Source organism: Desulfosporosinus youngiae DSM 17734 (assembly GCF_000244895.1).
GTDB classification, from domain to species: Bacteria; Bacillota; Desulfitobacteriia; order Desulfitobacteriales; family Desulfitobacteriaceae; genus Desulfosporosinus; species Desulfosporosinus youngiae.
In genome coordinates this window covers 512761-538534 of sequence record NZ_CM001441.1, presented here as the reverse complement: position 1 = coordinate 538534, position 25774 = coordinate 512761, and the positions used below count along the sequence as shown (strand labels likewise).

Here is a 25774-nt window from a genome sequence, read left to right as displayed (position 1 = left end):
GCTGCCCTATCGTCTGTGGCGACAATAATAACAAGATTGCCAACGATCTCTTCCTCGATATTTTCTCATAGAACGTGCCCCAGTTTCATGGTGTTAAGCTATAGCGATATTAATTTAAGCCTAAAACCTTGACTCTTACCTTAGAGGAGAGCTTATGATGATCTTCGAGGTGAAGAATTTATGCTATACACGGTCAAAGAAGTTGCAGAATTAGCGGGAGTTACTATCAAAACACTTCATCATTATCACAAAAAAGGTCTTCTGCAACCCAGTAAGATAACTAATTCCGGCTATCGACTCTATGGGAGAACGGAACTCGAACGTTTGCAACAGATATTGTTCTACCGAGAGCTTGATTTTTCCCTCAACGATATCAAAAAGGCATTGGAGGATGAGCCAAGTCGATTAGCATGTTTATCTAAACAACAAGAACTGCTTATTGCGCGCAAGCAGCGATTAGATTGTTTGCTGAACACAATAAACGAGTCGGTTGTCCTTAGTAGGAAAGGAGCAGTTATGGACAAATCATCAATGTTTCAGGGGCTTAACAAGGAAGAGTGGAAGGATGCACTTTCGGAACAACGTCAATATCTTGAGGATAAATACGGATATAACATTCCGGAGGTTGAAGAAGATCAAGTGTATAGTATGAACGAACAAGCGATGGAAGCGCAGCAGTTTATTGGTTGTCTGAAAGACGCACTAAATAGTGGGCGTAAGGCTAATGACGTGAGTATTCAAGAGCTATTGAAAAATCATATCGCATTTCTAAATAGCCACGGCCATAATATCGATGCCAAGTCCTTTGCATCCCAAACAAGGTTTTTTATAGATGATGATTTTCATCGGAGTATTTTTGAAAATCAACAGATTGGACTCAGCTATTACCTTTGTATAGCTGCAGATATGTATGCAGCTTCAAATCAGTAAAAGTTTACTAACTTATCGGGTAATGTGATTCAATTGACTTTTTTCCAGCAGATAAATAATAAATTACTTGGTGCCGCCTTTCATGGCGGCCTTTGAATTCGTCCCTTCCCGGGAGACCACTTTATAAGTCTTTCAAAAATTGATTTGTTCTCCCCATTTTATAAGCAAGTTTAATCATCTCTTGTTCTTCTTCAGTTATTTTTCGGGCATACATTTTTTCGAATTGCTGAAGAAGTTTAGCAATGTCTATCACTCTTTTTTGGTGTTTTGGTCTCATTGTCCTGCAGGATGGCTCGTAAACTTCTGGTCGAATCGATGAGTTATATACCTTTTTAAATATTTCGGCCGTATAAAAAGCATCTTGAAGTGCGTTGTGAAATGGATAGGTTATCGGGATATGGAGTAACTCAACCGCATGCTGAAGACGTAATAAGTTTTTTTGAGAAAGATTGAACTGCCTGGAAACATAGGGTTGTAAGTTAATAACCCTTTTCGATAAAAACCGGTGGCTTAATTGATGGTCTTCGATATTTCTTAATAGTTCTGTTATATCAGACATGCCCCAAGTACAAAATATAGAATCGGTCTCGGCGATAAACATTGTATACGCCTTATAAATCTCAGGAAAGGGTTCTTCTGTTAGAAGCTGCTCTGTCGTAATACCCGTCAATTCTGTGACAAATGGATTAATTCTAGTGTAGAAGGTTGGCTTAACATAACGGTTAAAAGTGCCTACAGTGTTAAATTCCAAATCTAATTTGACGGCACCAATTTGAATGATTTCAAAAGGACAGGGAGATCGTTCTCTATCAAAATTCTGTAAAGAAGAAATGTCTTGATTAAATTCTAAATCAAATATAATGAAGGACATAGTAAACTCCTTAAACCACCCGATTTCTTTTAGTTTGAGCTGGAAATAAGGATGCTATCCGCACCCGTTTACAAGGTCTTCCGGAAAGTGATCAAATGAAAAAACCAGTGTCATCTCCCGTTTCATCCCATGAACTACTGGTTATGTTTTATAATTAATTGCATAATACCTTATCTGAAACTATAGACGATAAAATTTAAAAAATCATATAATTTATATGTAGGAAAATACTTAATAAATGAAGAATGCCGATTCCCCTGAATGGAAATCAGCATTCTTCATTTTAACGCTTTGTCAGACTAGTACTTTTAGCTCTTACAGTCGAATATCTATTCGTTCTTTTTTATGTTCTTTGATATAGGATGATAGCGGTTATCCCCTACCTCCGTAAAGACTTTTTAATTCTTCTTCCTTCATCGTGAAACTGTGCCGGTCTTCAGGAAAAAGTCCATCTCTCACTTCGTTTGCATACGCCTGTAGGCCATCAATAATTTGCTTATTTACATTGGCATATGGTTTAACGAACTTCGAGACGCGTTCTACTCCGTAAGTGAGAATGTCATGGTATACAAGCACTTGCCCATCCGTATGGACACCTGCTCCAATCCCTATCGTAGGAATAGAAAGTACCGATGAAATTTCCTCAGCAAGCTGTTTGGGAACACATTCAAGTACAATTGCAAATGCTCCAACTTCCTGGCATCGTTTTGCATCCTCGACTATTTTCCTGGCAGCTTCAGCATCTTTCCCCTGAACTTTGAACCCGCCAAGAACTCCCGCTGATTGCGGTGTCAGACCTAGATGAGATACGACAGGGATACCTGCTTTTACAAGCGCTTCAATATGGGAGAGCACTCCATCAGCCCCTTCCACTTTTACGGCATGAGCACCAGTTTCCTGAATAAGCCTTGCTCCGTTTAAAAGTGTATCCCTAACTGACAGATGGCAGCTCATAAATGGCATATCTACTACTATGAAAGTGTTGCAAGCCCCACGTTTAACCGCCTTGGCGTGATGAATCATATCTTCCATCGTCACATAAATGGTTGAATCATAGCCAAGTACAACATTACCAAGAGAATCACCAACAAGAATGATGTCCACATCAGCTTGCTCAGCTTGCTTGGCCGACGGATAATCGTAGGCCGTTACCATAACAATTTTTTTTCTGTGACTTTTCATTTCTAAGAAGTCTTTTGTTGATTTCATAACTTTCTCCTCCTCTTTTCAGGAGAGGTGAACAAAACAATTAGTATTAAAAAAAGTTCCTTTAGTCAGAAGGAACTTTTCAAACATAACTGTTTTATCCCTCTGTCCCGGTCCATAACGGATACAGGCAGTACCATTTAAATTCCTGGAATGAAAGGTGCAGTTCTAATGATACTGCCCATACTGAGTATATCAGGTAAGCATTCGTATGTAAATTCCCTGTGTTCTAACGTGAATTTGGTTTTACAGTTTTACACCGTAGATTGTCAATCTATAAAACGGGTGAAACCCCAGACCCCAGTGCTTTCATTATGCAATACCACTATCACTAAACACAAAGAGACCATCTCGTTTGAGATAGTCTCTCGCTTATTACCTGGCGATGACCTGCTTTCCCAGGAGCTATGCTCCAAGTATCCTTGGCCCTGGAGGTCTTAACTTCCGTGTTCGGTATGGGAACGGGTGGAACCCCTCCGGCATAATCACCAGATCTCTGAGATATCCGCTTTCTTTCGAACGCTGTTCTCTCAAAACTGCACAGAGTCGTTTATCTAGTATTGTCTTAGAATTTGAGCCACTCACCTAGTTGTTCGCAATCTCAGAGTCCTCCATCGTTGCCGTCCGTCATTTCTGACCTCTGGCTTCCGACCTCCGACCTCTGTGACCTTAGGTCAAGCCCTCGACCGATTAGTACCAGTCAGCTCCACACGTCACCGTGCTTCCACACCTGGCCTATCTACCTGATCTTCCTTCAGGGGTCTTACCAGCTTTTGCTGTGGGAAATCTCATCTTGAGGCCGGTTTCGCGCTTAGATGCTTTCAGCGCTTATCCGCTCCGAATATAGCTACCCAGCTGTGCCTCTGGCGAGACAACTGGTACACCAGGGATTCGTCCATCCCGGTCCTCTCGTACTAGGGACAGATCCTCTCAAATTTCCTGCGCCTGCGACGGATAGGGACCGAACTGTCTCACGACGTTCTGAACCCAGCTCACGTACCGCTTTAATGGGCGAACAGCCCAACCCTTGGGACCTACTACAGCCCCAGGATGCGATGAGCCGACATCGAGGTGCCAAACCTCCCCGTCGATATGGACTCTTGGGGGAGATAAGCCTGTTATCCCCAGGGTAGCTTTTATCCGTTGAGCGATGGCCCTTCCACTCGGTACCACCGGATCACTAAGCCCTACTTTCGTACCTGCCCGACTTGTTGGTCTCGCAGTCAAGCTCCCTTTGCCTTACACTCTTCGCGCGATTTCCAACCGCGCTGAGGGAACCTTTGGGCGCCTCCGTTACTCTTTAGGAGGCGACCGCCCCAGTCAAACTGCCCACCTGATACTGTCCCCAACCCCGCTTCAGGGGCCCAGGTTAGAACTTCAGTACAAAAAGAGTGGTATCCCACCGTTGACTCCACCAAGGCTGGCGCCCTAGCTTCTCCGTCTCCCACCTATCCTGTACATTTTATACCAAAATCCAATGTCAAGCTGCAGTAAAGCTCCATGGGGTCTTTCTGTCCTGTCGCAGGTAACCCGCATCTTCACGGGTATTACAATTTCGCCGAGTCCCTCGTTGAGACAGTGTCCAGATCGTTACACCTTTCGTGCGGGTCAGAACTTACCTGACAAGGAATTTCGCTACCTTAGGACCGTTATAGTTACGGCCGCCGTTTACTGGGGCTTCAATTCAAAGCTTCGGGTTGCCCCTAACCTCTCCTCTTAACCTTCCAGCACCGGGCAGGTGTCAGCCCCTATACTTCTCCTTTCGGATTCGCAGGGACCTGTGTTTTGTTAAACAGTCGCCTGGACCATTTCTCTGCGGCTCACTCTTCAGTGAGCGCCCCTTCTCCCGAAGTTACGGGGCTATTTTGCCGAGTTCCTTAACGAGGGTTTTCTCGCGCGCCTTAGGATTCTCACCCCATCTACCTGTGTCGGTTTACGGTACGGGCACCTGGTCACTCACTAGAGGTTTTTCTTGACAGCCTGGAGTCGGTTACTTCGCTACTTATGTTCGCTCCCCATCACGTCTCAGAGTCTCGCAGGGCGGATTTGCCTACCCTACCTCCTACTCGCTTGGGCGTGCTCGACCAACGGCACGCTTAACCTATCCTTCTGTGTCACCCCATTGCTCAACCATTTCCAGGTGGTACTGGAATTTCAGCCAGTTGTCCATCACCTACGCCTTTCGGCCTCGGCTTAGGTCCCGACTTACCCTGGGCGGACGAGCCTTCCCCAGGAAACCTTAGATTTTCGGCGGGAAGGATTCTCACCTTCCTTTTCGCATACTCATACCGGCATTCTCACTTCTATCCACTCCACCAAACCTTACAGTTTGACTTCTCTGCTGATAGAACGCTCCCCTACCCCTGCGCATGAAGCGCAAGCCATAGCTTCGGTGATACACTTGAGCCCCGTTACATTTTCGGCGCAGAACCACTCGACCAGTGAGCTATTACGCACTCTTTAAATGGTGGCTGCTTCTGAGCCAACATCCTGGTTGTCTGTGCAATTCCACATCCTTTCCCACTTAGTGTATACTTGGGGACCTTAGCTGATGGTCTGGGCTGTTTCCCTTTCGACTATGAAGCTTATCCCCCACAGTCTGACTCCCAATCTAAATCCAATGGCATTCGGAGTTTGATAAGGTTCGGTAACCTGGTAAGGCCCCTAGCCTATTCAGTGCTCTACCGCCATCGCTCATCGATTGAGGCTAGCCCTAAAGCTATTTCGGGGAGAACCAGCTATCTCCGTGTTCGATTGGCATTTCACCCCTACCCACAGCTCATCCCCTGCCTTTTCAACGACAGTGAGTTCGGGCCTCCAGTGGGTTTTACCCCACCTTCACCCTGGCCATGGGTAGATCACACGGTTTCGGGTCTACAGCATGCAACTTTCGCCCTCTTCAGACTCGCTTTCGCTTCGGCTCCGGCTTCCCGCCTTAACCTCGCTGCATACCGTAACTCGCCGGTTCATTCTACAAAAGGCACGCCACTACACCATAAAGGTGCTGTGACTGCTTGTAAGCGCACGGTTTCAGGTTCTTTTTCACTCCTCTTCCGAGGTGCTTTTCACCTTTCCCTCACGGTACTGGTTCGCTATCGGTCGCTAAGTAGTATTTAGCCTTGGGAGGTGGTCCTCCCTGCTTCCCACGGGGTTTCACGTGTCCCGCGGTACTCAGGATTCCCTCACAGTTTGGTTTTCTTTCGTCTACAGGAGTGTTACCTTCTTTGCTCGACCTTTCCAGATCGGTTCGACTAGAAATCCATTCTTAAAAGAGGGTCCTACAACCCCCGAATCCCGAAGGATTCGGTTTGGGCTCTTCCCGTTTCGCTCGCCGCTACTCAGGGAATCGATGATTCTTCTTTCCTCCGGGTACTTAGATGTTTCAGTTCCCCGGGTTGTCTTCTTTAACCTATGGATTCAGCTAAAGATAACCGGACATGACTCCGGTTGGGTTGCCCCATTCGGGTATCCACGGATCAAGACCTGCTTACGATTCCCCGTGGCATTTCGCTGTTAACCGCGCCCTTCTTCGACTCTTAGCGCCTAGGCATCCACCGTACGCCCTTAGTAGCTTGACCTATTGATCATCTACGTCTAGGTTTACTCAAAACTTGCGTCTTGATGTGAATTCTTTGACTTTACTAGTTTTCTTCTCTATGCAGTTTTCAAAGAACAGTCTGGTTTAGGCTGCGTTAGAACTAGGTTCCGCAGTGCTTCACCAGTCAAAAATATTAGGACCGTCAGTCAAGCATGTCTGCTTTTCCTACTCAATCCTTTGTGAGTGAGTTTCCATATAACCAACTTCGTTTACCCGGTTTCCCCTATCCTTTCGGACGTCGGGCATCGGATTTCAGACCTCGATTACCTGGTCTCTCAAAACTAAACAACAGCTCTCTCCAATGAGTTGCCGATCCCTCGGCTTGAGTCTTGCGACTCGTATTGATCTCTCGTCAAACTTAGTTTCTCAACCTTGCTCTCCGAAAGAACCGACCAATAGGATGTTCGTCTAAAGCCTTAGCTCTAAACCGTTCTCCTTAGAAAGGAGGTGATCCAGCCGCACCTTCCGATACGGCTACCTTGTTACGACTTCACCCCAATTATCGGCCCCACCTTCGACGGCTAGCTCCCTTTCGGGTTACCTCACCGGCTTCGGGTGTTGCAGACTTTCGTGGTGTGACGGGCGGTGTGTACAAGGCCCGGGAACGTATTCACCGCAGTATGCTGACCTGCGATTACTAGCGATTCCGACTTCATGCAGGCGAGTTGCAGCCTGCAATCCGAACTGAGACCGGCTTTCTCGGATTGGCTTCACCTCGCGGCTTCGCTTCCGTCTGTACCGGCCATTGTAGCACGTGTGTAGCCCAAGACATAAGGGGCATGATGATTTGACGTCATCCCCACCTTCCTCCGGTTTATCACCGGCAGTCTATCTAGAGTGCTCAACTTCACTTGTTAGCAACTAAATACAGGGGTTGCGCTCGTTGCGGGACTTAACCCAACATCTCACGACACGAGCTGACGACAACCATGCACCACCTGTCTCTCTGCTCCCCGAAGGGCACCCCCATGTTTCCACAGGGTTCAGAGGATGTCCAAGCCTTGGTAAGGTTCTTCGCGTTGCGTCGAATTAAACCACATGCTCCACCGCCTGTGCGGGCCCCCGTCAATTCCTTTGAGTTTCAACCTTGCGGCCGTACTCCCCAGGCGGAGTGCTTATTGTGTTAACTGCGGCACAGAAGGGGTCGATACCCTCTACACCTAGCACTCATCGTTTACGGCGTGGACTACCAGGGTATCTAATCCTGTTTGCTCCCCACGCTTTCGCGCCTCAGCGTCAGTTACAGTCCAGAAAGTCGCCTTCGCCACTGGTGTTCCTCCACATATCTACGCATTTCACCGCTACACGTGGAATTCCACTTTCCTCTCCTGTCCTCAAGATCTCCAGTTTCCGATGCACTCTCAGGGTTGAGCCCTGATCTTTCACACCAGACTTAAAAATCCGCCTACGCGCCCTTTACGCCCAATAATTCCGGACAACGCTTGCCCCCTACGTATTACCGCGGCTGCTGGCACGTAGTTAGCCGGGGCTTCCTCCTTGGGTACCGTCATGTGAAATCAATCTTTTCAACCTCACCGTTCTTCCCCAAAGACAGTACTTTACAATCCGAAGACCTTCATCATACACGCGGCGTTGCTCCGTCAGACTTTCGTCCATTGCGGAAGATTCCCCACTGCTGCCTCCCGTAGGAGTCTGGGCCGTGTCTCAGTCCCAGTGTGGCCGTTCACCCTCTCAGGCCGGCTACTGATCGTCGCCTTGGTAGGCCTTTACCCCACCAACCAGCTAATCAGACGCGGGTCCATCCATAATCGATAGCATTTTCAGAGGCCATCTTTCCTTAAGTCGTGATGCCACATCTTAAGATTATCCGGTATTAGCCCTCGTTTCCAAGGGTTGTCCCGGCTTTATGGGTAGGTTACCCACGCGTTACTCACCCGTCCGCCACTATCTAATACTTAACACTCAACATTCAGCTTCCTCTACCTGTGTTGGCACTTATGAAGTGCGCGGAGCGCTCATTCTTTGCGCTCTCGCTGTCCCCAACTCTACTGAACACTCAGTGTTAAGCATTAGACCGTTCGACTTGCATGTGTTAGGCACGCCGCCAGCGTTCGTCCTGAGCCAGGATCAAACTCTCCAAAAAAAGTTATTTCACTTCTTCTAGAAGAAGATGATTGACTCATGATTTATTTTGAAACTCTTGCGAGTCTCTCTCATTGGCTGTCCTTGTTGTTTAGTTTTCAAAGACCATTTATTTTCCTTGCCTCCAGGGCCGGAATTACATATTAGCATTTTCAACTTTCGTTGTCAATACCCCTTTTGCCTCCGGCTTGGAAGCTAACTCCTTGTATCTTTTCTGATCAAGGCGATTCTCTTCGCTTTGGCCGGAACCACATCTTAGCATCTTCAACTCACATTGTCAATGACTAATTTGCTTTCGCCCTACCTAAAAGGTTTTAGGTTAACACCTTTAGCTTTTTAGTAAGCTGACCGGATTTTTGGCGCTCAATTAGAATACATCATTTAACCCCTTTTGTCTAGTTATTTTTATCCAGTTCGGAATACTCTATGGACCTTTATAAATCAATCACCTGCGTTTAGGTTTCGGCCTTTTCTAGTGGTGATATCCAGTATTAGCGAGTTATGAACCTTCAAACAAAATAGACTTCTCTTTGACCTTCAGTTGACTATTTGAGACAAACTTTTTCAATGCAAATTAGTTCAGGCGGATTATTGACCTGATTTGCGAAGCTAATTCTAACAACATTGTATTCTTTTTGGCTAAGCGTTGACGTAAATGTTTCTAAAACCTCTTTTTCCAATCTGCCATTCTCATGCCCCGGATAGATAATCAGCAAGATAATACCATTGTGCTCTAATATACCTAAACATTTCTCTACAGCCTTAATGGTAGTTTCTTTTTTTGTCGTAATATTATGGTCCCCTTTAGGCAGATACCCGAGATTAAATATGATTAACCTGACATTTTCTTTAATATACTTATCGATATTTTCATGCCCGTCAAGAATTAGTTGCGCCCGTTCATGAAACTTTAATTCTTGAAGTCTTTTACGGGTATTCCGTATAGCGTCATCTTGGATATCAAAAGCGTAAACTCTCCCATTATCTCCAACTAAATCGCATAAAAATGCTGTATCATTGCCATTTCCCATAGTACAATCTACAGCTGTATCCCCATGGTTTAATTTCGATTTACATATTCCTTTTGATATTTCAACAGCATTAATAAAGATATTCTTTTCACGAAACACCACTCTTTTAAACCCCATTCATATTATTTCTAACTATTAGACCCTAAAGGGCATCCTCGCGCAAATCGGTCAGGATGAAATGGACTTACGTCCATCCACTTGGTTCCGCCCTTTAGAACCAAGTCAGCCATGATTCGTCCAGCCGCGGGAGCATGCATAAAGCCGTTGCCGCTGAACCCATTAGCAAAAAATAATCCTTTTAATCCTGATGCCTCTCCGATAATCGGGTGAAAGTCAGGCGTTTGTTCACAAATCCCTGTATATGTGCGCAGCCATTTAATATCGATGGCAGAGGGAATTGTCTCCATTGCCGCCTCAAAGAAACCCTCAGCTACAGATTTATCCACCACTTCTTCCAAGCCGGGCCATGTGTCTTGATCCGTCCCCCCCAACAAGACCGTCTTGCCGCTTGCCTCCTGATGTAAATAAAACCCGGAGGCCAGATCGATGATCGAAGGACTATTTTTCGGCACATCTTTAGGATTAGTGCAGACATAAACCTGACGTCGGAAGGGTTGTACAGGCAGTGTCACCCCTCCCATTGCTGCGAATCGAGCTGCATATGGACCAGCTGCATTGACTATGAGAGGACTCCAAATGGTCCCTTGCGTGGTTTCAACACCTTTAATAGTATCTCCCTTAATGATGATTTTGAGTGCTTCCCGGTCAAAATGGATATCAACCCCTTGGCGGCGTACCGCTGCATAAAGCGCAGCCAAAACGGCATAGGGGTCTGCGTAGGCATCCCATGGGCAAAATGTTCCTCCCCGGAAACGATCTTTATTGAGAAATGGGTAATTTCGCAATAGCTCATCCTGGTTCAAGAGTCTCATAGGTATGCCCTCTGCCTCGGCTTGGCCATTTGTCACTTGTAGCTGGTTCCACAAAGCTTCATTTGAAGCCAGCATTAAATAACCCTTTTCCCGATACCAAATTGGAACATCAAAAACTGATTCGAAATTATGAAAAAACTCTCTACTTAGAAAACTCAGACGCCGAAGCAGAGGACTGCTCAATTGGTAGCGAATACCTCCGGTGCACTTGCCAGTGGAGCCAAGACCCAGTATTTTCTCCTTTTCCAATACGGTGATCGATAATTTAGGCTCGATCTCCAAAAGATGATAAGCAATACTTAATCCAATAATACCTGCCCCAATAATTATGATATCTGATTTAGCTTGTTGTTCAATACTTACATTCATCAACTTCTACCTGCCTTTAGTGAAGCTATAAAGAGTTTGACCTGACAAGAAATCCTCTGTGATCCGCAGCTCAGAAAGCTTATCTTTACACTTCAACATGTTTCCTGATTATTCCTTCTTAATGTTAAAGCAAGGTTTCTATATTCTCCTCAACGTGAACGAAGTTATAACAAACTCGCCACAAATCCAGTATCCGAACAAGTTACTGTTAATGAATTTAAGGTTACTGGCTTAAAAGATAGGAATCTCAAGCACTTCATAATAATCTTCGGAGTAGGCCATCCTTTGGACATCCATCACTAAATCATTCCCCGTGCCTAAAAAACGCAGCGTTCTAGTATGAATGATGCTGCCATCCTGGAGCTTATCGTAATTGTTTTCAATGGTTTCTTCCAGAGAAACTTTCTTTCCATCAATTATCAAATACACCTGACTTAAGATAAGGGTTTCTGCGCTGCTAATGGTAATATGCGTTTCTCCCTGAAAGGTTTCAATTTTGTTGATCTCTACTATTTGCCCTAGAATATCTAACCCCTGTTTTTTATCATCGTCAGCTTTGTTTAACCTATACCGTTGATTTACATCGTGATCAGCTCCAAATCTCACCAGTTCGAGTTGGAGTTGCTTTAAATCCGGAGGTAAAGGATCATAATCACTGTGAAACGTAATCCCATTTAAGTCTGTACTCATACCGCTTCCTTGTACCGGAACTTCCTTTCCATTAGCAATAAGCTTTAATGTAAAATCCTTTGGCCGAATCCTCTCTCCACTAAGCTGATCTTTCACTAACTCGAAAAGGCTCTGGATGGACCCTTCGATCACAGTTTTTGTAGGAGATGCAAGAATCGACTCAATCTTTATTTGAGCTTTACCAACTTCAATCTTTGCATTCAGACTCTTTTTCAAAGTGTGTCCCATGGCTGTCGTTCTATTTAAAGTAAAGTTAATCTCTGCAGGCACCTCTCTTCCTTGATCTGTCTGCGAAAAGTTTAAGGTTAAGCTTTTCTCAAAAGGCTTTGGCGGCTCAAAACTGGAGAGATATTTAATTTCCGTTTTTTCCTCATTAATAATTCCTTGGGAATTCTGATGATGGTACTCTCCCCAAAAGGCTGTTAAGTACATAAAAGGAGAAATTTTGTTCTCATCAACGTGTCCTGAGGGATCTTTAATGCTATAAAACAACAAAAGCTGGTTATCATCTAACATTACGTAATCCACTGTCACTGTGACGCCATTATCAAATGTAAAGCTCTGACCTACGGGTTGTCCTTTGCCAAGTTCACTTAATTGCCTTAGTGAACCATTCATGACCTGATCATACCCTAATAGTTGTTTACTATAATAGGCAATCACCTCATAGTTAAACGATAATAGCATGGCAACTATGGCAGCGGCAGCTCCATATACTCTGAATCTTCTTCCCCTTGTAACGTGTTTTTTCTTGTTTAAAGCATTGCGAAGCCGTCCTTCCAACTCTTCCGGAACTTCAATTTGATCAATTCGTGTTTTTTTCACTCTTAGAATATCCTCTATATCGTTCATCCGTTACTCACTCCCATGCTTTGCTTTAATTTTTGCAGCCCAGCGTGAATTCGTGATTTTACGGTACCTAAGGGGATCTTTAAGATTGCAGCTATAGATGCATAATCCATATCAAGGTAATATCTCAATTTTAGGACTTCCTGGTATTTTTGATTGAGGCTTCCCCAGTGTTTTTCAATATATAACTGTTCATCCGTTATATGAAATATATCTTCATAAGAGCCTTCAGGAATATTCCTCATTAAGATGACCCTCTTTCTCCTCTTTAAGTTATTCCTGCAACAATTTACTAGGATCGACTTGCTCCAGCTATAAAAAGCGTTATCATCTTTCAGCTTTTTAAGATTCTCATAGACTTTAAGAATCATATCTTCCATGACATCTAATGCATCATCATTATCCTTCATGAAAATATAAGCGAGACGATAATAATCTTGTTTCTCACGCATAATGAGTTCAATTAATGCCTCTTTGTCCCCCAGTTTTGCTCGTTTTATCAACTGAATAGATTCGTTTTCCAAAGCTCTTCACCCCCCTTACTATGATTCTTATCCTAGCTAATAAGTTCATTTTTTAGCTATTTTTAATCGTAATTGACACTAGTCTATTTCTAATAGTTAAAACAAGAGCACTCCTTCAATTGAGTGCTCTTATCTCACCTTTAATGTTTAGTTGCTAATAGTTCAAAACGGTACGCTGTTATGTAATCATCTCCAAAAGGATAGCCTGTCTTACTCTCTGCGGATAAATTGTTGAGGATTTGAACGATCACTTCTCTATTATGCAGGTCAGTCCCCATTCTGTCATACCACTCTGGTAATTCATACTGATCTTTTATCAGGGAAGCCTGATCTATGGTCAAGGGCAGTTCCTTTAACAGCTGCTGCCATAAACGTGGCGAATAAGAATACTGGTGTGAACTATCTCTCAGTAACTCAATACGATTGATTTCCCTCTCCGGCTCCTCCCCATCAAGAACTGAACAATCCAGAATATAAAGCTTCCCTCCAGGCTTTAATACCCTGCACATTTCTTGAAGAGCAATTTTTACATCGTCAAAATGATGAATAGCAAATCTTGAGGCAACGATATCAAATTGATGATCTGCAAAGGTTAAATTATGTACATTTTCCGCCTTAAAGGTTAGGTTGCTAAGCCCTTCCTGATCTGACGCTATCTTCGCCTCCGCTAACATTTCCGGAGTAACATCAATGGCCGCCACCTGTTTCACGGATTTAGCCAAGGCAATAGCCGTATGCCCTCCTCCTGTGGCAACATCTAAGGCAATATTGTCTGCCGAAGGCTTTAGCAATTTAATCATTCTATCCAGATCCGATGGATTTGAGTGAGTGGAACTTAATCTATAATCCAAAGCTCTTTGTCCAAAGTTCTTTCTGATTTCCTTCACATTGCTCATTAACTTCCCTCCTATAAATCAAGCATTAAAAACCTCATACCCCCACTACATCATGATTCGGCCCGGATCAGCTCATGTCCTTCAAACACATCAAGTAATTCGTTCACAATTAACAAGCAGGTAATTTATCTAAACAAAACACCAAACTCTTGACGTTCTCTAAGTTATTATTGTTATCCAAGAAATATTGTTATTAAATAATATTGTATAAGAGATATCATCCAATCATAAGGCCTCAGCGCATATATTCACAGTAATCCCTAAATTTTGATATAATGTCCCCATAACTAACTAAAAGAGGAGAGTCATTATGATAAGAACAATTCTGTGGTTTACATACTTTTGGCTATACCTTATAGCCATTCAGCCGAAACTCATACGAGTTAAACGATTAGAAAAGATGGGCAAAACCAGCGAACACGACGAACTCACTAACCAAACGGCCAAGAAATGGGCCCGGTCTCTTGTTAAGCTTGCCGGAGTTAAGGTTGTGACTAAAGGGGAAGAGCATATCCCTGCCGGACCAATTCTTTTTGTAAGCAACCACCAGGGAAATTTTGATATCCCTATTCTTATCGGTTATATCGACAAGCCAAAGGCCTTTATTGCCAAAATTGAGCTGCAAAAATTACCGATCATTCAAACTTGGATGACTCATTTGAAATGTGTTTTTATGGACCGTTCTGATATTCGCCAATCTCTTAAAGTCATTAACCAAGCAGCGGATCATCTGAAGAATGGTTATTCCATGGTCATTTTCCCTGAGGGTACCCGAAGCAAAGGTAAGGCTCTGGGGGAATTTAAACCTGGAAGCCTGAAGTTGGCATTAAAGGCCGGAGTCCCGATTGTTCCGGTTGCAATTCAAGGTTCTTACAGGATAATGGAAGAAAACGGTTTTAGGATTAAGCCAGCTCATGTCGAGATTTCAATTTTTGACCCCATCCCAACTGCCGGGTTATCTAAGGAACAAGCGGCGGAATTACCCGAACGAGTGAGAAGAATTATTGAACAGGGTTTATCGGGGTGAAGCTGGCATATATTTCCCGAAAATAATTAGAGGAGATTTGCATATTATGTCGAATACTTTATGTCGATATAATAACAACGGCTTAATCTAGTCAACTAGAGCGGGGGAGCTTTTTATTGGGGTGAATCGCATTCTAAGCGTAGGGCTTACACCTTTTTGCCCGAATCCGTCAACTAACCTCGTAAGCTGAGAAAGGTGATAATAAGAATATGCAGTTGTCTCCAATCCTGTCCAATCTCAACCAGTCCTTTCGTAGCACTCTTCAGAAAGTTTCATGGAAGTCTCCCCGAGTTATCGCGGGCTTATCTATAACCATTATCTTAACTGGAGGATTGACCCATTATTTTACGACAACAACTTCTGCGGCGGAAGTTATCGTTAACGGTCAGCAAATTGGTTTAGTTCAAAATGTTAATTCAGGCAAAAACCTTGTGGAAACCATTTTAAAGGAGCAAGGTGAACCCTTTGGACTTACAGCCGAAACCCATGACGAAATCACGTACAAACGTATCCGGGTAAAAGACGATGTCTATCTTGAATCCAGTTTGAACGAAGACGAGCTAAAAGGCAAATTAACCTTTTATTTTGAAGGTTATAAGGTAGAGGCCGATGGCTCGATTATTGCGTATTTACCCAGCAAAGAAGATTCCGATAAGCTTCTTAAAGACTACGAAGAGTATTTCGTAAAACCCAGTGATGAAAACAAGGTGACTTCCGTTAATTTTGCCGAAAAGGTCAATGTTGAATTGGCAGAAGTCCCGCCGGAACAAATGAAAAAACCGGATGAAGCCTATAAAATGTTAATAGATGGTAAAATAACCACCAAGGATTATACCGTCCAAGCTAATGATTCATGGTGGCTTATTGCCCGTAAAAATGATATGTTGACAGACGAAGTATTAGCCGGCAATCCAGGAACAAATAAAGATACAAAATTGCAGCCAGACCAAATAATTAAGCTTGTCTCGACGACACCCTATCTTACAGTTGTGAGTGAGGGTACCTATTCGGGTACTGAAACCATTCCTTATGATGTGGTCACAAAAACTGATACCAGTCTGAAGGCCGGGCAAACAAAGGTTGTTGAACAAGGCAGCAACGGTTCAAAACTGGTTACCTATTCCTATGTACAAAAGAATGGAATCGACGTTACTAAGCAGGTACTAGATGAAAAAGTCGTTCAAGCTCCTGTCAATCAAGTCATTGCTAAAGGCCCCAATAACAAGCCGGTCACTGTAGCTTCAGCCGTCTCCCGCGGAAGCAGCGGCACGTCTTCTTCAGGCCTCGTCAATCGAGCACTCAGCCTACAGGGCACGTCCTATGTTTTTGGCGGAACATCTCAAAAAGGCTTTGACTGTTCAGGGTTTACCAAGTATGTTTATGCGAGTTCAGGGATATCCCTTCCCCGTACATCCTATGCACAATTCGCCTCCGGTAGCGCAGTCAGTAAAAACAACCTCCAATCCGGTGATTTAGTCTTTTTCTCAACCTATGCTAAGGGGGCATCCCATGTAGGAATTTATATTGGCGGAGGACGTTTTGTTCACGCTAGTAATCCCAGCAGTGGTGTTAAAACCTCCAGCCTCAGTGATAGTTTTTATTCCTCCCGCTATCTCGGAGCACGCAGATATTAATAAGAGAATAGATCTTGTTAGAGCAACAGCAGATGCTGTTGCTCTTTGCTTTTCAACTAACCGATAACTTTACCGGAAATATTAGCGGGACCAGTAATGGTTATCGTCCCCTGCTCAGGCTGAGTGTTACGAGCAAATAATTGATAAACATGATGACCAACAGGTACATCGGTAAGAACAGCTTGGAACGTAGTTACCATCTCCAGATCTTCATCGGCTCCATCTTCGATAGATTCTTGGTTGGCTGTTGCGACAACTGCACCATCTTGCAGAATCGAGATGGCGATCGTAGGTTGATCTGGTTCCACTATACTAACGCCCGTCACTTCCCAACCAATCGTTGACAGCAATTCAATAAAGTTTACTCCTTGGGGAACAAACAACCCAAATTGTAAAATTAGTTGATCATCACCAGTGAGCACAATCCCAAAACTATCCGCTACGTTTGTCACAATACTTCTGTTATAGTTTAAAAGTGCCAATTTCCTTCCTCCTCTAAATTTTAAATTTTAATGTGGGTTTACTGAGGCTTGCCTCTATTTATTCTATGTAAGAGAAATAGAATGGGACAGGATTTAGGGCTTAATGACTATATTTCATTATTTAATTTTTACATAACTAAAAGACAGCCTCATGCATTAATGAGACTGTCTTTTGGTTATGTAGCCCTTTTTCATTCCTCGTTGGTTTTCACCGTTTCATTGTCCACTCCTGTGAGTTGTATTTGCCAACTAACTGCTCTGCTCTAAGGTTCTCTTTCTCGGTCAGAACAGACCTAACCAGGTCTATACCCATAATTTCTTTAAATCCTGAACATATTTCTCCTTCCAGTTCGTCTATTGTCACTGGTCTTGTCCACACTTCATCCAGGGCACAGGCCTTAGCCTTAAAGTTCTTTAACAGCCTCCGGCGGACTTCTTCGTTTGGAAGTTTTAAGAGTTTGAAGAGAAGTTCCGAATCAAAATGTAGAATAATCGAACCGTGCTGCAAGATCATTCCCTCTCTGCGCATCTGAGCACTTCCCACAAGCTTCTTTCCTTCTACAACAAGTTCATACCACGAAGGAGCATCAAAACAGGCTGCTGTTCCGGGGTGCAGGGAATTTGCCTGGGCAACGATTTCGGCCGGTACTCCCACCGCATTCAGTCCTTTTAACAGGGCCTGACTTATTGTTAGATAGGATTCAATGATTGTTCCCTTAACATGCTCTTCAGACTCCGGCACAATGACACTATAGGTTAGTTCATACTGATGCAACACAGCTCTGCCGCCCGTAGGCCTCCGTACAACATCAATATTGGCTTGAAGGCAGGCCTCCGCATCCACTTCTTTGGCATAACTTTGAGCATAACCCAGGGACAGAGCGGCAGGCTGCCAACCATAAAAACGCAGAACTGGTTCACTATTTTTGGTTTCTTTCATAATCTCCATAATAGCTTCATCGATCGCCATATTCTCAGCGCCGGTAAAAACTGAATAAGGTAAATACCTCCATGTTTTCATTTCTTTCACCTACTTATCTAAGCTAGCAACGAGTTCCTGCCAGCATCGTTTTACTTCTTCAGGGGTAAGCGGTCTCGGGTAGTTATAGAGTTCCTCCCGGGGAGATTCATTATAATAGGGCCGGTTGCATCCTGAACAACCTGAGGTTTGGAACGCCTCACCCTTTGAGAGATAATCCCAAAGCTGATCGAAAGGCAGGCCAAAGCTCACAAGTTTGCCTGTACGAAAAACGAACTCATCTGATCGTGCATAGTTTTGGCGGATCAGGTAATGAGCAGCCTGTACGCGGCGATAATGGTCCAAATCCGGTTTCTTTGCTTTTTCCATACGAGTCCCTTTGACAGGTGTAAATGCAAACAAGGCTACAGTGATTCCTTTGTCATACATATCTTGTATGATTTTGACCATGTCTTCTTCCGTTTCTCCCAGCCCAACGATCAGATGGGTGCCGATATGCCCGGGGAACTTACCCGCGGCTTCTAATAGCAATCGATAGCGACTTTCCCATGATCCATCTTTAGCCTGGGCAAAAACCTGGGGAGTAGCAGCGTCAAGTGCTAAACTTACACGGTCAACGCCATGCTTAAGCAAATCTTCAATCTCAGCGAGGCTTCGCGGCCCTGCAGAAACACAAATCGGCATATCAGGGCTCTCATTCTTGATCGTTTTAACGAAGCTTTTAGCCTCCTCTAAGGCCTTGCCGTCCTGGACAACCTGAAAGCAAACCCTCTGCAAGCCCCTTTGGGCTTCAGGTATCTGCAAACCCTGCAGAACCTCATGTTCATGGAATTCCGGCCAAACCACTCTGGAAAGCAAGTCAGTCCTCGACTTGCTCTGGCGGGCTTGTGCACAAAAAGCACAATTGAACTTACAATGTTCTCCCACCATCAGGTAGGCCGTTGTTGGCAAAGCATCCGTTTTTATGTTATTTAGACCCAATACTTTAGCGGTTCCTGCTGAACAACGAATCATAGAGCACAACATTCCTCTCCTCGTTTGATAGTCAATCCTTTTTCTTCGACTAATTGCCGGGCTCTGGGAGTAGGTATCACAATTCTGTTAATTCCCAACGCTACCGCAGCCTCATCAAGCTTTTGGCGGTAACTCCCTTTAGGGCGCATACAGCCCAATGCCAGAGGAGTTTTTGGCAAGCGCACCCTCGCTTTGGCAAGAAAGAGGATGACCTCTTCTAAATCCGGGGGGGTCCGGTCAGAGTAACGAGTGCCTGGGGTTGGAATAAACACATTAAATACCAGCCCATCCAAGCCAATAGTCTCAAGCATAGCCAAGGCCTTTTCCTCTCCGCTCCAAATTCCTCCCTTTAACCCAATCGTTAAATGGGGAATAAGCTTCACATGCTTACGCAAATCCCGGTAAACTCGAATATAATCCTCTAATGTATGTTTGAGACCGTATACTTCACGAATCGTATCTTCATCTCCAATAAAATCAAACGAAACCACATCTGCCAGCCCTTTTAGAAGTTGAGACTCCTGCTCGTCAATAAGCCCTACGTGAAAATTTAACCGCACCTTCCTATTCTTCAGTTCATGTAAAAGGTCTAAGCGGTTCCAAAAAGGAACCTTGCCATCCACTGTACATCCGCCGCTGATTAAAGCGCTGGAAAAGGCAAGCTCCGTATCTGATTGGGGGTTCAGCTCTTTTATATCGGTCATTCCTTTAAGATAATGACCGCCGCAATGGGCGCAATTAAGAGAACAAGACGTACCAGTCAAACTTACGCTTTCTGTTTTGGTCGGATAATCAAAGTATATCTCAGGCGGGAAATTATTTGTGCGTATTTCCCAGCCCCTTTTAATCCAGTCATTTGTCTCCAATGAATAAGCATTCTGCTCCAAATCAACCATCCTTTACATTTATAGACTTAATTTTAATCAGTATGCCCCTTTATGAAAATTGCGATAATATACAATCACAACGATGAGACCCTCTAGACGATGTTGACGAGGGCATTTAAAAATAAGATAATCGAGCCTGCTAACATAGCATGCCCGATTTGAACGTGCTTCTGAATTTTATGGATTAAGAAGCTGATTTCTGATAAAAATCATATTACTCACTATAAACCTAATATTTAATTTTTTCAAATTTATTTTTTCACTTACCCTATAACATATTCTGTCATAAATTAGCCTAAAGAATTTGCTATAGGGGCTGTCTTATCTTTTATAGCCAAATTCCCCCAAAACTTAGCTTAATGCAATCGTAACTCCCACGCTCAAGGGTTTTTAAACCAAAGGCAGCAGAATTTTCACCTGAACCCCTCTCTCGCTGCCATTCATGATGGATATCTTTCCCCCGTGCAGATCAATGATGCGGTGTACAACGGATAACCCTAACCCAGTCCCCCTTTCCTTCGTCGTAAAAAACGGGTCATAAATGTAGGGCATGGCCTCCGGCGGAATACCGGGTCCCTCATCACTTACAGCGAAGCCTGCAAAGCCATCTTGCTGAATTCCCTTAAGCCTAATCACACCGCCTTGTCCTTGGGCATCGATAGCATTCAATAAGATATTAAGTATAACCTGCTTAAGTTTGTCCGGGTCCACGTCAACTTCTTGCAAGTCAGCCTGGCTTGGCACTTGCTCTAACTTAATCTGATTTTGAAGCAGGGCAGGCTGAATTAAAGAAACTCCTTCAGCCAAGAGTTTTCCCAACTCAATCCGTTCCGGCATCAGTTCTTTTGGCCGGGCAAAGGAAAGAAACTCACTCAATAACCGGTTTAATCGTTCACATTCTTCCAGAAGTACCCGGCAATATTCCGAAACGACTCCATCATCACATTTCTCCTGGGCCAGCATTTGGATACTCACTTTCATTATTCCCAAGGGATTGCGTATTTCATGAGCCAAACCGGCACTCATATGCCCTAGTGCGGTTATCCGTTCGGTTTGCCGAATCTCCCCTTCTAATCGTTCACGTTCCTGTCCTTCTCTCTTTAACTTCTCCACTAATTCCTTTTGTACCGTTAAAGCGAGCAGGTATTTGCGTTTCGCCTTCCGCTCCTCTTCTGTTAAAAATCCTGTTAACCAGCCGATTACGTTAATTAAGCCGACTTCTACCCACTGTGTGTATTTAGCCGCCGGTGTCAAAGCCTCCTGAAAATGCGTCATGAGCGGTATGAAAAGCAGCGTGATCACAAAGCTCGAAAGGATTCCTCCTGCAGGTCCAAAACGCATGGCGGCATAAATCACCGGGAGATAATAGGCGAATTGCAGGAGAATATGATAATCCACACTATAATGATAATTCGTATAGTGTATGATCGTCAAACCCGCCACAGCCAGCCCAATTACCATAAGATCAAAGAGAGCCCTGGCATGATTTTGCGCCGGGGATTCATTATTCAGCAATTCAAATCACCCTATCCTATCCCCCAGTGAGGGTCAATTCCGTACTTTTCCAAACGATATAAAAAGGCATGCCTGGAAAGCCCTAATCGTTTTGCCGCCTGACTTTGGTTCCCTCCCGTTTGTTCCATGGCCTGCTGAAGAAAGGATTTCTCGACTTCTTCGAGGGAAATCCCCTCCGAAGGCAGCACAAAGGGTAAGGGACTCTTCTCCTCTTTGGAAGAGGGGTTAAAAATAGGCAAGCCATCCAAGCCAATCACTGTCCCTTGGGAAATAATAACCATACGTTCCACCACATTTTCTAGTTCACGCACGTTTCCCGGCCAGTCATAAGCCATGAGCTGAGTAAGAGCTCCCGGGCTTATAGTCTTGTTGGGTCCATAATTTCTAAGTTTCTTTAAAAAATGGCCGGTCAGGTTAGGGATATCCTCCTGACGTTCCCGTAAAGGAGGTATCGCTATCGGAAAGACACTCAGCCGGTAATATAGATCCTCACGAAAACGCCCTTCCTGGGACTCTTTCAGTAAATCCCGGTTCGTCGCCGCAATAATCCGCACGTCCACTTTAATGGTTTTCTCACCGCCGACTCGCTCAAACGTCCGCTCTTGAAGAACCCTTAACAACTTAGCCTGAACATTAAAGGAAAGTTCGCCGATCTCATCGAGAAAGAGCGTACCGCCATCGGCTAACTCGAAACGACCGGATTTCCGGGCATGTGCCCCTGTAAACGCTCCTTTTTCATGTCCGAATAATTCGCTTTCCAGCAAGGTCTCCGTCAAGGCAGCACAATTTACACGAATAAACGGCCCGTCAACACGGGGGCTCAAGGTATGTATAGCGTGGGCCACCAATTCTTTTCCGGTACCCGATTCTCCTTGGATAAGCACCGTAGCAGGGGTCAGGGCAACTCTCTCAACTAAGTGTTTAACCCTTTGCATTGCTTCACTATCCCCCACCAGCTGCCATCCGCCGCTTTGGACCTCTCCCTTTAAATAATCCACCTGTTCACGCAGACTTTCAACTTCAAAAGCCTTAGCGACTGTAATAAGAAGTTCTTCAATATCAAAGGGTTTCATCAAATAATCATGAGCTCCGGCCTTCATAGCCTCGACCGCTGTAGCAGTACTTCCGTGAGCAGTCATGATGACAATCATTAAATCCGGATAATGCTCTTTCAGTATCCTTAAAACACTTAACCCATCCAGCTTCGGCATTTTCAAATCCGCCAGGACAAGATCCGGACGTTCAGCCAGGGCTCGATCTAAGGCGAGTTGTCCGTCCTCCACTGTCTCAACATCATAACCCGCTTTGCTTAAGGCCCGTTCTAAAACCCAGCGCATATTTGCTTCATCATCCGCGATTAATACCCTTCGCAAGTTTTGCCCTCCTTACCTGCGGGATTTCCCACACTATAGTGTAGGAAATCCCGCAATATTTTAGCCCTAAAGTATCAGAACCTTTAACCTTACCTCCCCAAACAAGGGGAATGGAACCAAGACATTCATATCATTAGCACCTAAATCACCGTAAAATAGTAACTTTCCTAAGTTTAAACCTCTTAAGAAGTTTTTGCAAAGTTCGCTGAGACTTGGCACGGAAATTGCTATTTGATAGTGAATGACCGAATTAAAAGGAGTGAGAAAAACGTATGCCTAATAGGATCTCATTAAAAAAAGGATTATCCATTGGAATCATAGGTATCAGCCTATTATTAAGCTCTGTCAGCATTGGCTTGGCCGGCGAAGGCGATAGTTCAGGCGGGCATGGAGGAATGAACATGGGGGGGAGTGCGGCAACCCATGTTGAACCTAAATCAAATGAAACCCCTCAAGAAATGACAAATCTGCACCCTGAACCCGATCATTCCGGCTCGGAGCCAGGGCATGAAGCAACACCAGACATGGACCCTAACCAGCCTGGACATGACGCAGTAAATGGTGAAGCCGAACAAAGCAGCAGTGGCAGCCATGGTGAAACCAGCGGTGGGCACGGTGAAGGAGCTTCTGACCCGGAAGGGGTTAATCGGCCGGTAGTTTGGGGATTCGCAGGAATCAACGCCTTAGTGGTGGGGATAGCCGGGATTCTTAAATTTATGAATAACAATAAGCCATCAACAGTAGAGGAGTGAAACTATAGATGTCAGCAGCAAAGAAGATAAATCCTGATACGCCCAAAGAATCTCAAACGAAAAACTTACTCGAAAATAAAGCTATAAAAGGCATTCTTAAAAGCCGTTGGTTTCCAGGAATCATTCAGTTACCGGTTTTAGCTATTTTTGCACTTATTGTTTTCGAATTGATGGCTGGGCCCGGTTCAGCTCATGATAATTTCGGAACGGCTGGAACCTGGGTTTTATGGTGGCCTCTTATTCCTATCATTTTCCTATTGCTTGGCCGTTTCTGGTGTGCGATTTGTCCTTTTGCAACCGTAAGTGACTGGATTCAGAAAGTCGTAGGAAACAATCGTCCCGTTCCCAGGTTTTTAAAGAAATATGGCATATGGCTGATCGATGCCTTTTTTATCTTAATCACCTGGGCTGATCATACCTTTGGTATCATTGAAAGCCCAAGGGGTTCGGGTATTTTACTCTTAATCATTACAACAGGAGTCATTATTAGCGGGTCCTTCTTTGAGCGCAGAACATGGTGCCGTTATTTGTGCTTCCTGGGCGGGTTATCAGGGAATTACGCCAGGTCCGGTTCTCTGGAGTTAAGAGCTACTCCTGAAACCTGTGCAAAATGCAAAACCCAGTCTTGTTATAAAGGTAACCAAAGCACACCAGGCTGTCCGATGTTTGAATTCCCACGAACGATGGAAAGTATGGCGAGTTGTAATCTGTGCGCCAATTGTATTAAGACCTGTCCCAATGACTCGATTCAATTAACAACCCGGATTCCATCCAAAGGCTTGTGGTCTATCAGAAAACCAAAATTCGAGGAATCCTTCCTAGCCATTATCATCATGGGGATCGTCTTTGTACAGAACATTACCATGCTTGAAGTATGGCAGGAAATGCTTGCGAAGCTTGAAGTTTTTGTAGGTACAACGAATTACTTTGTAACCTTTACCATTACCTTCATTATTGCTATGGCAATTCCAGTCTTAGCTTTGTTCGCCAGCAGCTACTTTGCAAAATTAGCTAATAAAAAGAGCACTATACAGAATTTTGCCATCTTCGGATATGCTTTAATTCCTTTAGACTTAGCAGGTCACATCGCTCACAATCTGTTCCACTTATTAGCTGAGGGCAAATCTGTCATTTACACCTTTGCGGCATTATTCGGGGTTGATACCCATGGTGCATCCGCTGCTATTCTAAGCAATTCTACCATTCAACTGCTTCAGTTTGGTCTTATTGCCCTGGGAACCTTTGGTTCTATCTATACAGCTTATAGAATCTCGAAGAATAACTTCGGCGCTGAAGGAAAAACACTATCCAGCTTTATGCCCTTTGCAGTTTTAAGCTTGATATTAGGGATTATTAACATCTATCTATTTATTCTCCCAATGGCTATGCGCATGTAGGTCCAAAATTTTCATCTTTATAAATATGCCGAAAAATTCTATAATGGCTTATTGCTTTCTTTTGTGAATTTTGACTTAACCAAACCATTCAAGGAGGATATACAATGACTAATGACCGTGCCGGGAAAAACCAGAAATTCACCCAACCCTCGAAAAATAATGCCTTACTATACAGTATCGTAGGTATAATAACCGTTGTAATTATGATTGGCACCTATTTCGTAGTTGCCGGCAGAAATAAACCTGACGCTTCTGTCGCCGCGGCTGCCCATATCGGACAAACAATAACTTATAGTCCTACCGAAAAATTAGAACAAACGAAGGTGGAAAGCAAACTTGAAAATGGGAAGGTCGTCGTTGCAACTCTTAGTACTGTGAAAGAAAAAAAGTTTATCTGGACAGAGTATAAAGCAAACGGTCAACGGATTCCTTTAACAGCCTTTGCCCAGCCCGATGGAAAGGTCATGGTGGCTGTCAGCTTTTGTGAACCCTGTAGGGGCGAAACCTTTCACATCATTGCTGACCAAATAGTCTGCAACGTTTGCGGAACCACCTGGGACCTGCAGACATTCAATGGCCTTAGCGGCGGTTGCCAGGCCTATCCGCCCGAAGCCCTCACCTACTCTTTAAATGGCGATAACCTTGAGATTCCACAATCTGTACTTGACGCCTGGGAACCCAGAGTTTAGTACTGGAAAGACACTTCTATTCATTA

The 25774-nt window shown here is 44.2% G+C and carries 19 protein-coding genes, 3 rRNA genes and 1 riboswitch; of the genes, 6 read left to right on the top strand and 16 right to left on the bottom strand.

Annotation, left to right across the window (positions count from 1 at the left end; genetic code table 11):
• Positions 1–180 precede the first annotated feature (180 nt).
• Positions 181–930 (top strand): MerR family transcriptional regulator, encoded by a 750-nt coding sequence (locus DESYODRAFT_RS02615; RefSeq protein ID WP_007779053.1) that lies wholly within the window; start codon positions 181–183, stop codon positions 928–930.
• 121 nt (positions 931–1051) lie between these two features.
• On the opposite strand, the gene DESYODRAFT_RS02610 is transcribed toward DESYODRAFT_RS02615, so the two are convergent.
• The 10 genes from DESYODRAFT_RS02610 to DESYODRAFT_RS02565 all read right to left on the bottom strand — a co-directional run bounded on the left by DESYODRAFT_RS02610 (position 1052) and on the right by DESYODRAFT_RS02565 (position 13999).
• A complete protein-coding gene (locus DESYODRAFT_RS02610; RefSeq protein WP_007779050.1) occupies positions 1052–1801 on the bottom strand; it encodes a 3'-5' exonuclease in 750 nt (249 codons plus the stop codon).
• Positions 1802–2173: 372 nt separating this feature from the next.
• Entirely contained in the window at positions 2174–3010 is an 837-nt protein-coding gene (gene panB / locus DESYODRAFT_RS02605; RefSeq protein WP_007779047.1) for a 3-methyl-2-oxobutanoate hydroxymethyltransferase, read from the bottom strand.
• Positions 3011–3384: 374 nt separating this feature from the next.
• Positions 3385–3500 (bottom strand): 5S ribosomal RNA (gene rrf / locus DESYODRAFT_RS02600).
• A gap of 177 nt (positions 3501–3677) precedes the next feature.
• Positions 3678–6585: ribosomal RNA gene (locus DESYODRAFT_RS02595) — 23S ribosomal RNA — on the bottom strand.
• Positions 6586–7045: 460 nt separating this feature from the next.
• A 16S ribosomal RNA gene (locus DESYODRAFT_RS02590) occupies positions 7046–8709 on the bottom strand.
• Together the 16S, 23S and 5S rRNA genes form the textbook arrangement of a ribosomal RNA operon.
• A 544-nt stretch (positions 8710–9253) precedes the next feature.
• On the bottom strand, positions 9254–9856 hold the full coding sequence (gene mnmM / locus DESYODRAFT_RS02585) for a tRNA 5-(aminomethyl)-2-thiouridylate-methyltransferase MnmM (protein ID WP_007779044.1): 603 nt from the start codon (positions 9854–9856) through the stop codon (positions 9254–9256).
• An 11-nt stretch (positions 9857–9867) separates the two neighbouring features.
• A complete protein-coding gene (locus DESYODRAFT_RS02580; protein WP_007779041.1) occupies positions 9868–11040 on the bottom strand; it encodes an NAD(P)/FAD-dependent oxidoreductase in 1173 nt (390 codons plus the stop codon).
• A gap of 231 nt (positions 11041–11271) precedes the next feature.
• Positions 11272–12582: a DUF4179 domain-containing protein gene (locus DESYODRAFT_RS02575; RefSeq protein WP_007779039.1), complete on the bottom strand. Its 1311-nt coding sequence runs from the start codon at positions 12580–12582 to the stop codon at positions 11272–11274.
• Positions 12579–13103, bottom strand: a complete 525-nt coding sequence (locus tag DESYODRAFT_RS02570; protein WP_007779037.1) for an RNA polymerase sigma factor — start codon at positions 13101–13103, stop codon at positions 12579–12581. Before DESYODRAFT_RS02570 ends, DESYODRAFT_RS02575 begins: the two co-directional genes overlap by 4 nt.
• 140 nt (positions 13104–13243) lie before the next feature.
• Entirely contained in the window at positions 13244–13999 is a 756-nt protein-coding gene (locus DESYODRAFT_RS02565; RefSeq protein ID WP_007779034.1) for a class I SAM-dependent methyltransferase, read from the bottom strand.
• A 310-nt stretch (positions 14000–14309) separates the two neighbouring features.
• Here DESYODRAFT_RS02565 and DESYODRAFT_RS02560 point away from each other — a divergent pair, with 310 nt between their 5' ends.
• Both DESYODRAFT_RS02560 and DESYODRAFT_RS02555 read left to right on the top strand, forming a co-directional pair.
• On the top strand, positions 14310–15026 hold the full coding sequence (locus DESYODRAFT_RS02560) for a lysophospholipid acyltransferase family protein (protein ID WP_007779033.1): 717 nt from the start codon (positions 14310–14312) through the stop codon (positions 15024–15026).
• Between the two features lie 69 nt (positions 15027–15095).
• A riboswitch (cyclic di-AMP (ydaO/yuaA leader) is annotated at positions 15096–15229 on the top strand.
• A gap of 6 nt (positions 15230–15235) precedes the next feature.
• On the top strand, positions 15236–16660 hold the full coding sequence (locus tag DESYODRAFT_RS02555) for a C40 family peptidase (RefSeq protein WP_007779031.1): 1425 nt from the start codon (positions 15236–15238) through the stop codon (positions 16658–16660).
• 56 nt (positions 16661–16716) lie between these two features.
• Here DESYODRAFT_RS02555 and DESYODRAFT_RS02550 read toward each other — a convergent pair whose 3' ends face one another.
• From DESYODRAFT_RS02550 to DESYODRAFT_RS02525, 6 genes are all read right to left on the bottom strand, one after another.
• A complete protein-coding gene (locus tag DESYODRAFT_RS02550) occupies positions 16717–17142 on the bottom strand; it encodes a hypothetical protein (RefSeq protein ID WP_007779029.1) in 426 nt (141 codons plus the stop codon).
• Between the two features lie 208 nt (positions 17143–17350).
• Positions 17351–18163 carry a lipoate--protein ligase family protein gene (locus DESYODRAFT_RS02545; RefSeq protein WP_007779027.1) on the bottom strand — a complete coding sequence of 271 codons (813 nt, stop codon included), beginning with the start codon at positions 18161–18163 and terminating at the stop codon, positions 17351–17353.
• A gap of 9 nt (positions 18164–18172) precedes the next feature.
• Positions 18173–19135, bottom strand: coding sequence for a LipS2 family lipoyl synthase (gene lipS2 / locus DESYODRAFT_RS02540; protein ID WP_052315236.1), 963 nt, complete (start codon positions 19133–19135; stop codon positions 18173–18175).
• Positions 19132–20031: a LipS1 family lipoyl synthase gene (lipS1, locus tag DESYODRAFT_RS02535; RefSeq protein WP_042338139.1), complete on the bottom strand. Its 900-nt coding sequence runs from the start codon at positions 20029–20031 to the stop codon at positions 19132–19134. Before lipS1 ends, lipS2 begins: the two co-directional genes overlap by 4 nt.
• A gap of 381 nt (positions 20032–20412) precedes the next feature.
• Positions 20413–21537 (bottom strand): two-component system sensor histidine kinase NtrB, encoded by a 1125-nt coding sequence (locus tag DESYODRAFT_RS02530; protein WP_007779019.1) that lies wholly within the window; start codon positions 21535–21537, stop codon positions 20413–20415.
• Between the two features lie 11 nt (positions 21538–21548).
• A complete protein-coding gene (locus DESYODRAFT_RS02525; protein ID WP_007779016.1) occupies positions 21549–22910 on the bottom strand; it encodes a sigma-54-dependent transcriptional regulator in 1362 nt (453 codons plus the stop codon).
• 272 nt (positions 22911–23182) lie between these two features.
• Between DESYODRAFT_RS02525 and DESYODRAFT_RS02520 the strand changes: the two genes are divergently transcribed.
• The 3 genes from DESYODRAFT_RS02520 (at position 23183) to DESYODRAFT_RS02510 (ending at position 25748) form a co-directional block, all read left to right on the top strand.
• Positions 23183–23662 (top strand): hypothetical protein, encoded by a 480-nt coding sequence (locus DESYODRAFT_RS02520; protein ID WP_007779014.1) that lies wholly within the window; start codon positions 23183–23185, stop codon positions 23660–23662.
• 8 nt (positions 23663–23670) lie between these two features.
• Positions 23671–25059 carry a 4Fe-4S binding protein gene (locus DESYODRAFT_RS02515; protein WP_007779012.1) on the top strand — a complete coding sequence of 463 codons (1389 nt, stop codon included), beginning with the start codon at positions 23671–23673 and terminating at the stop codon, positions 25057–25059.
• A 104-nt stretch (positions 25060–25163) separates the two neighbouring features.
• Entirely contained in the window at positions 25164–25748 is a 585-nt protein-coding gene (locus DESYODRAFT_RS02510) for a DUF2318 domain-containing protein (protein WP_007779011.1), read from the top strand.
• Positions 25749–25774: the final 26 nt, after the last annotated feature.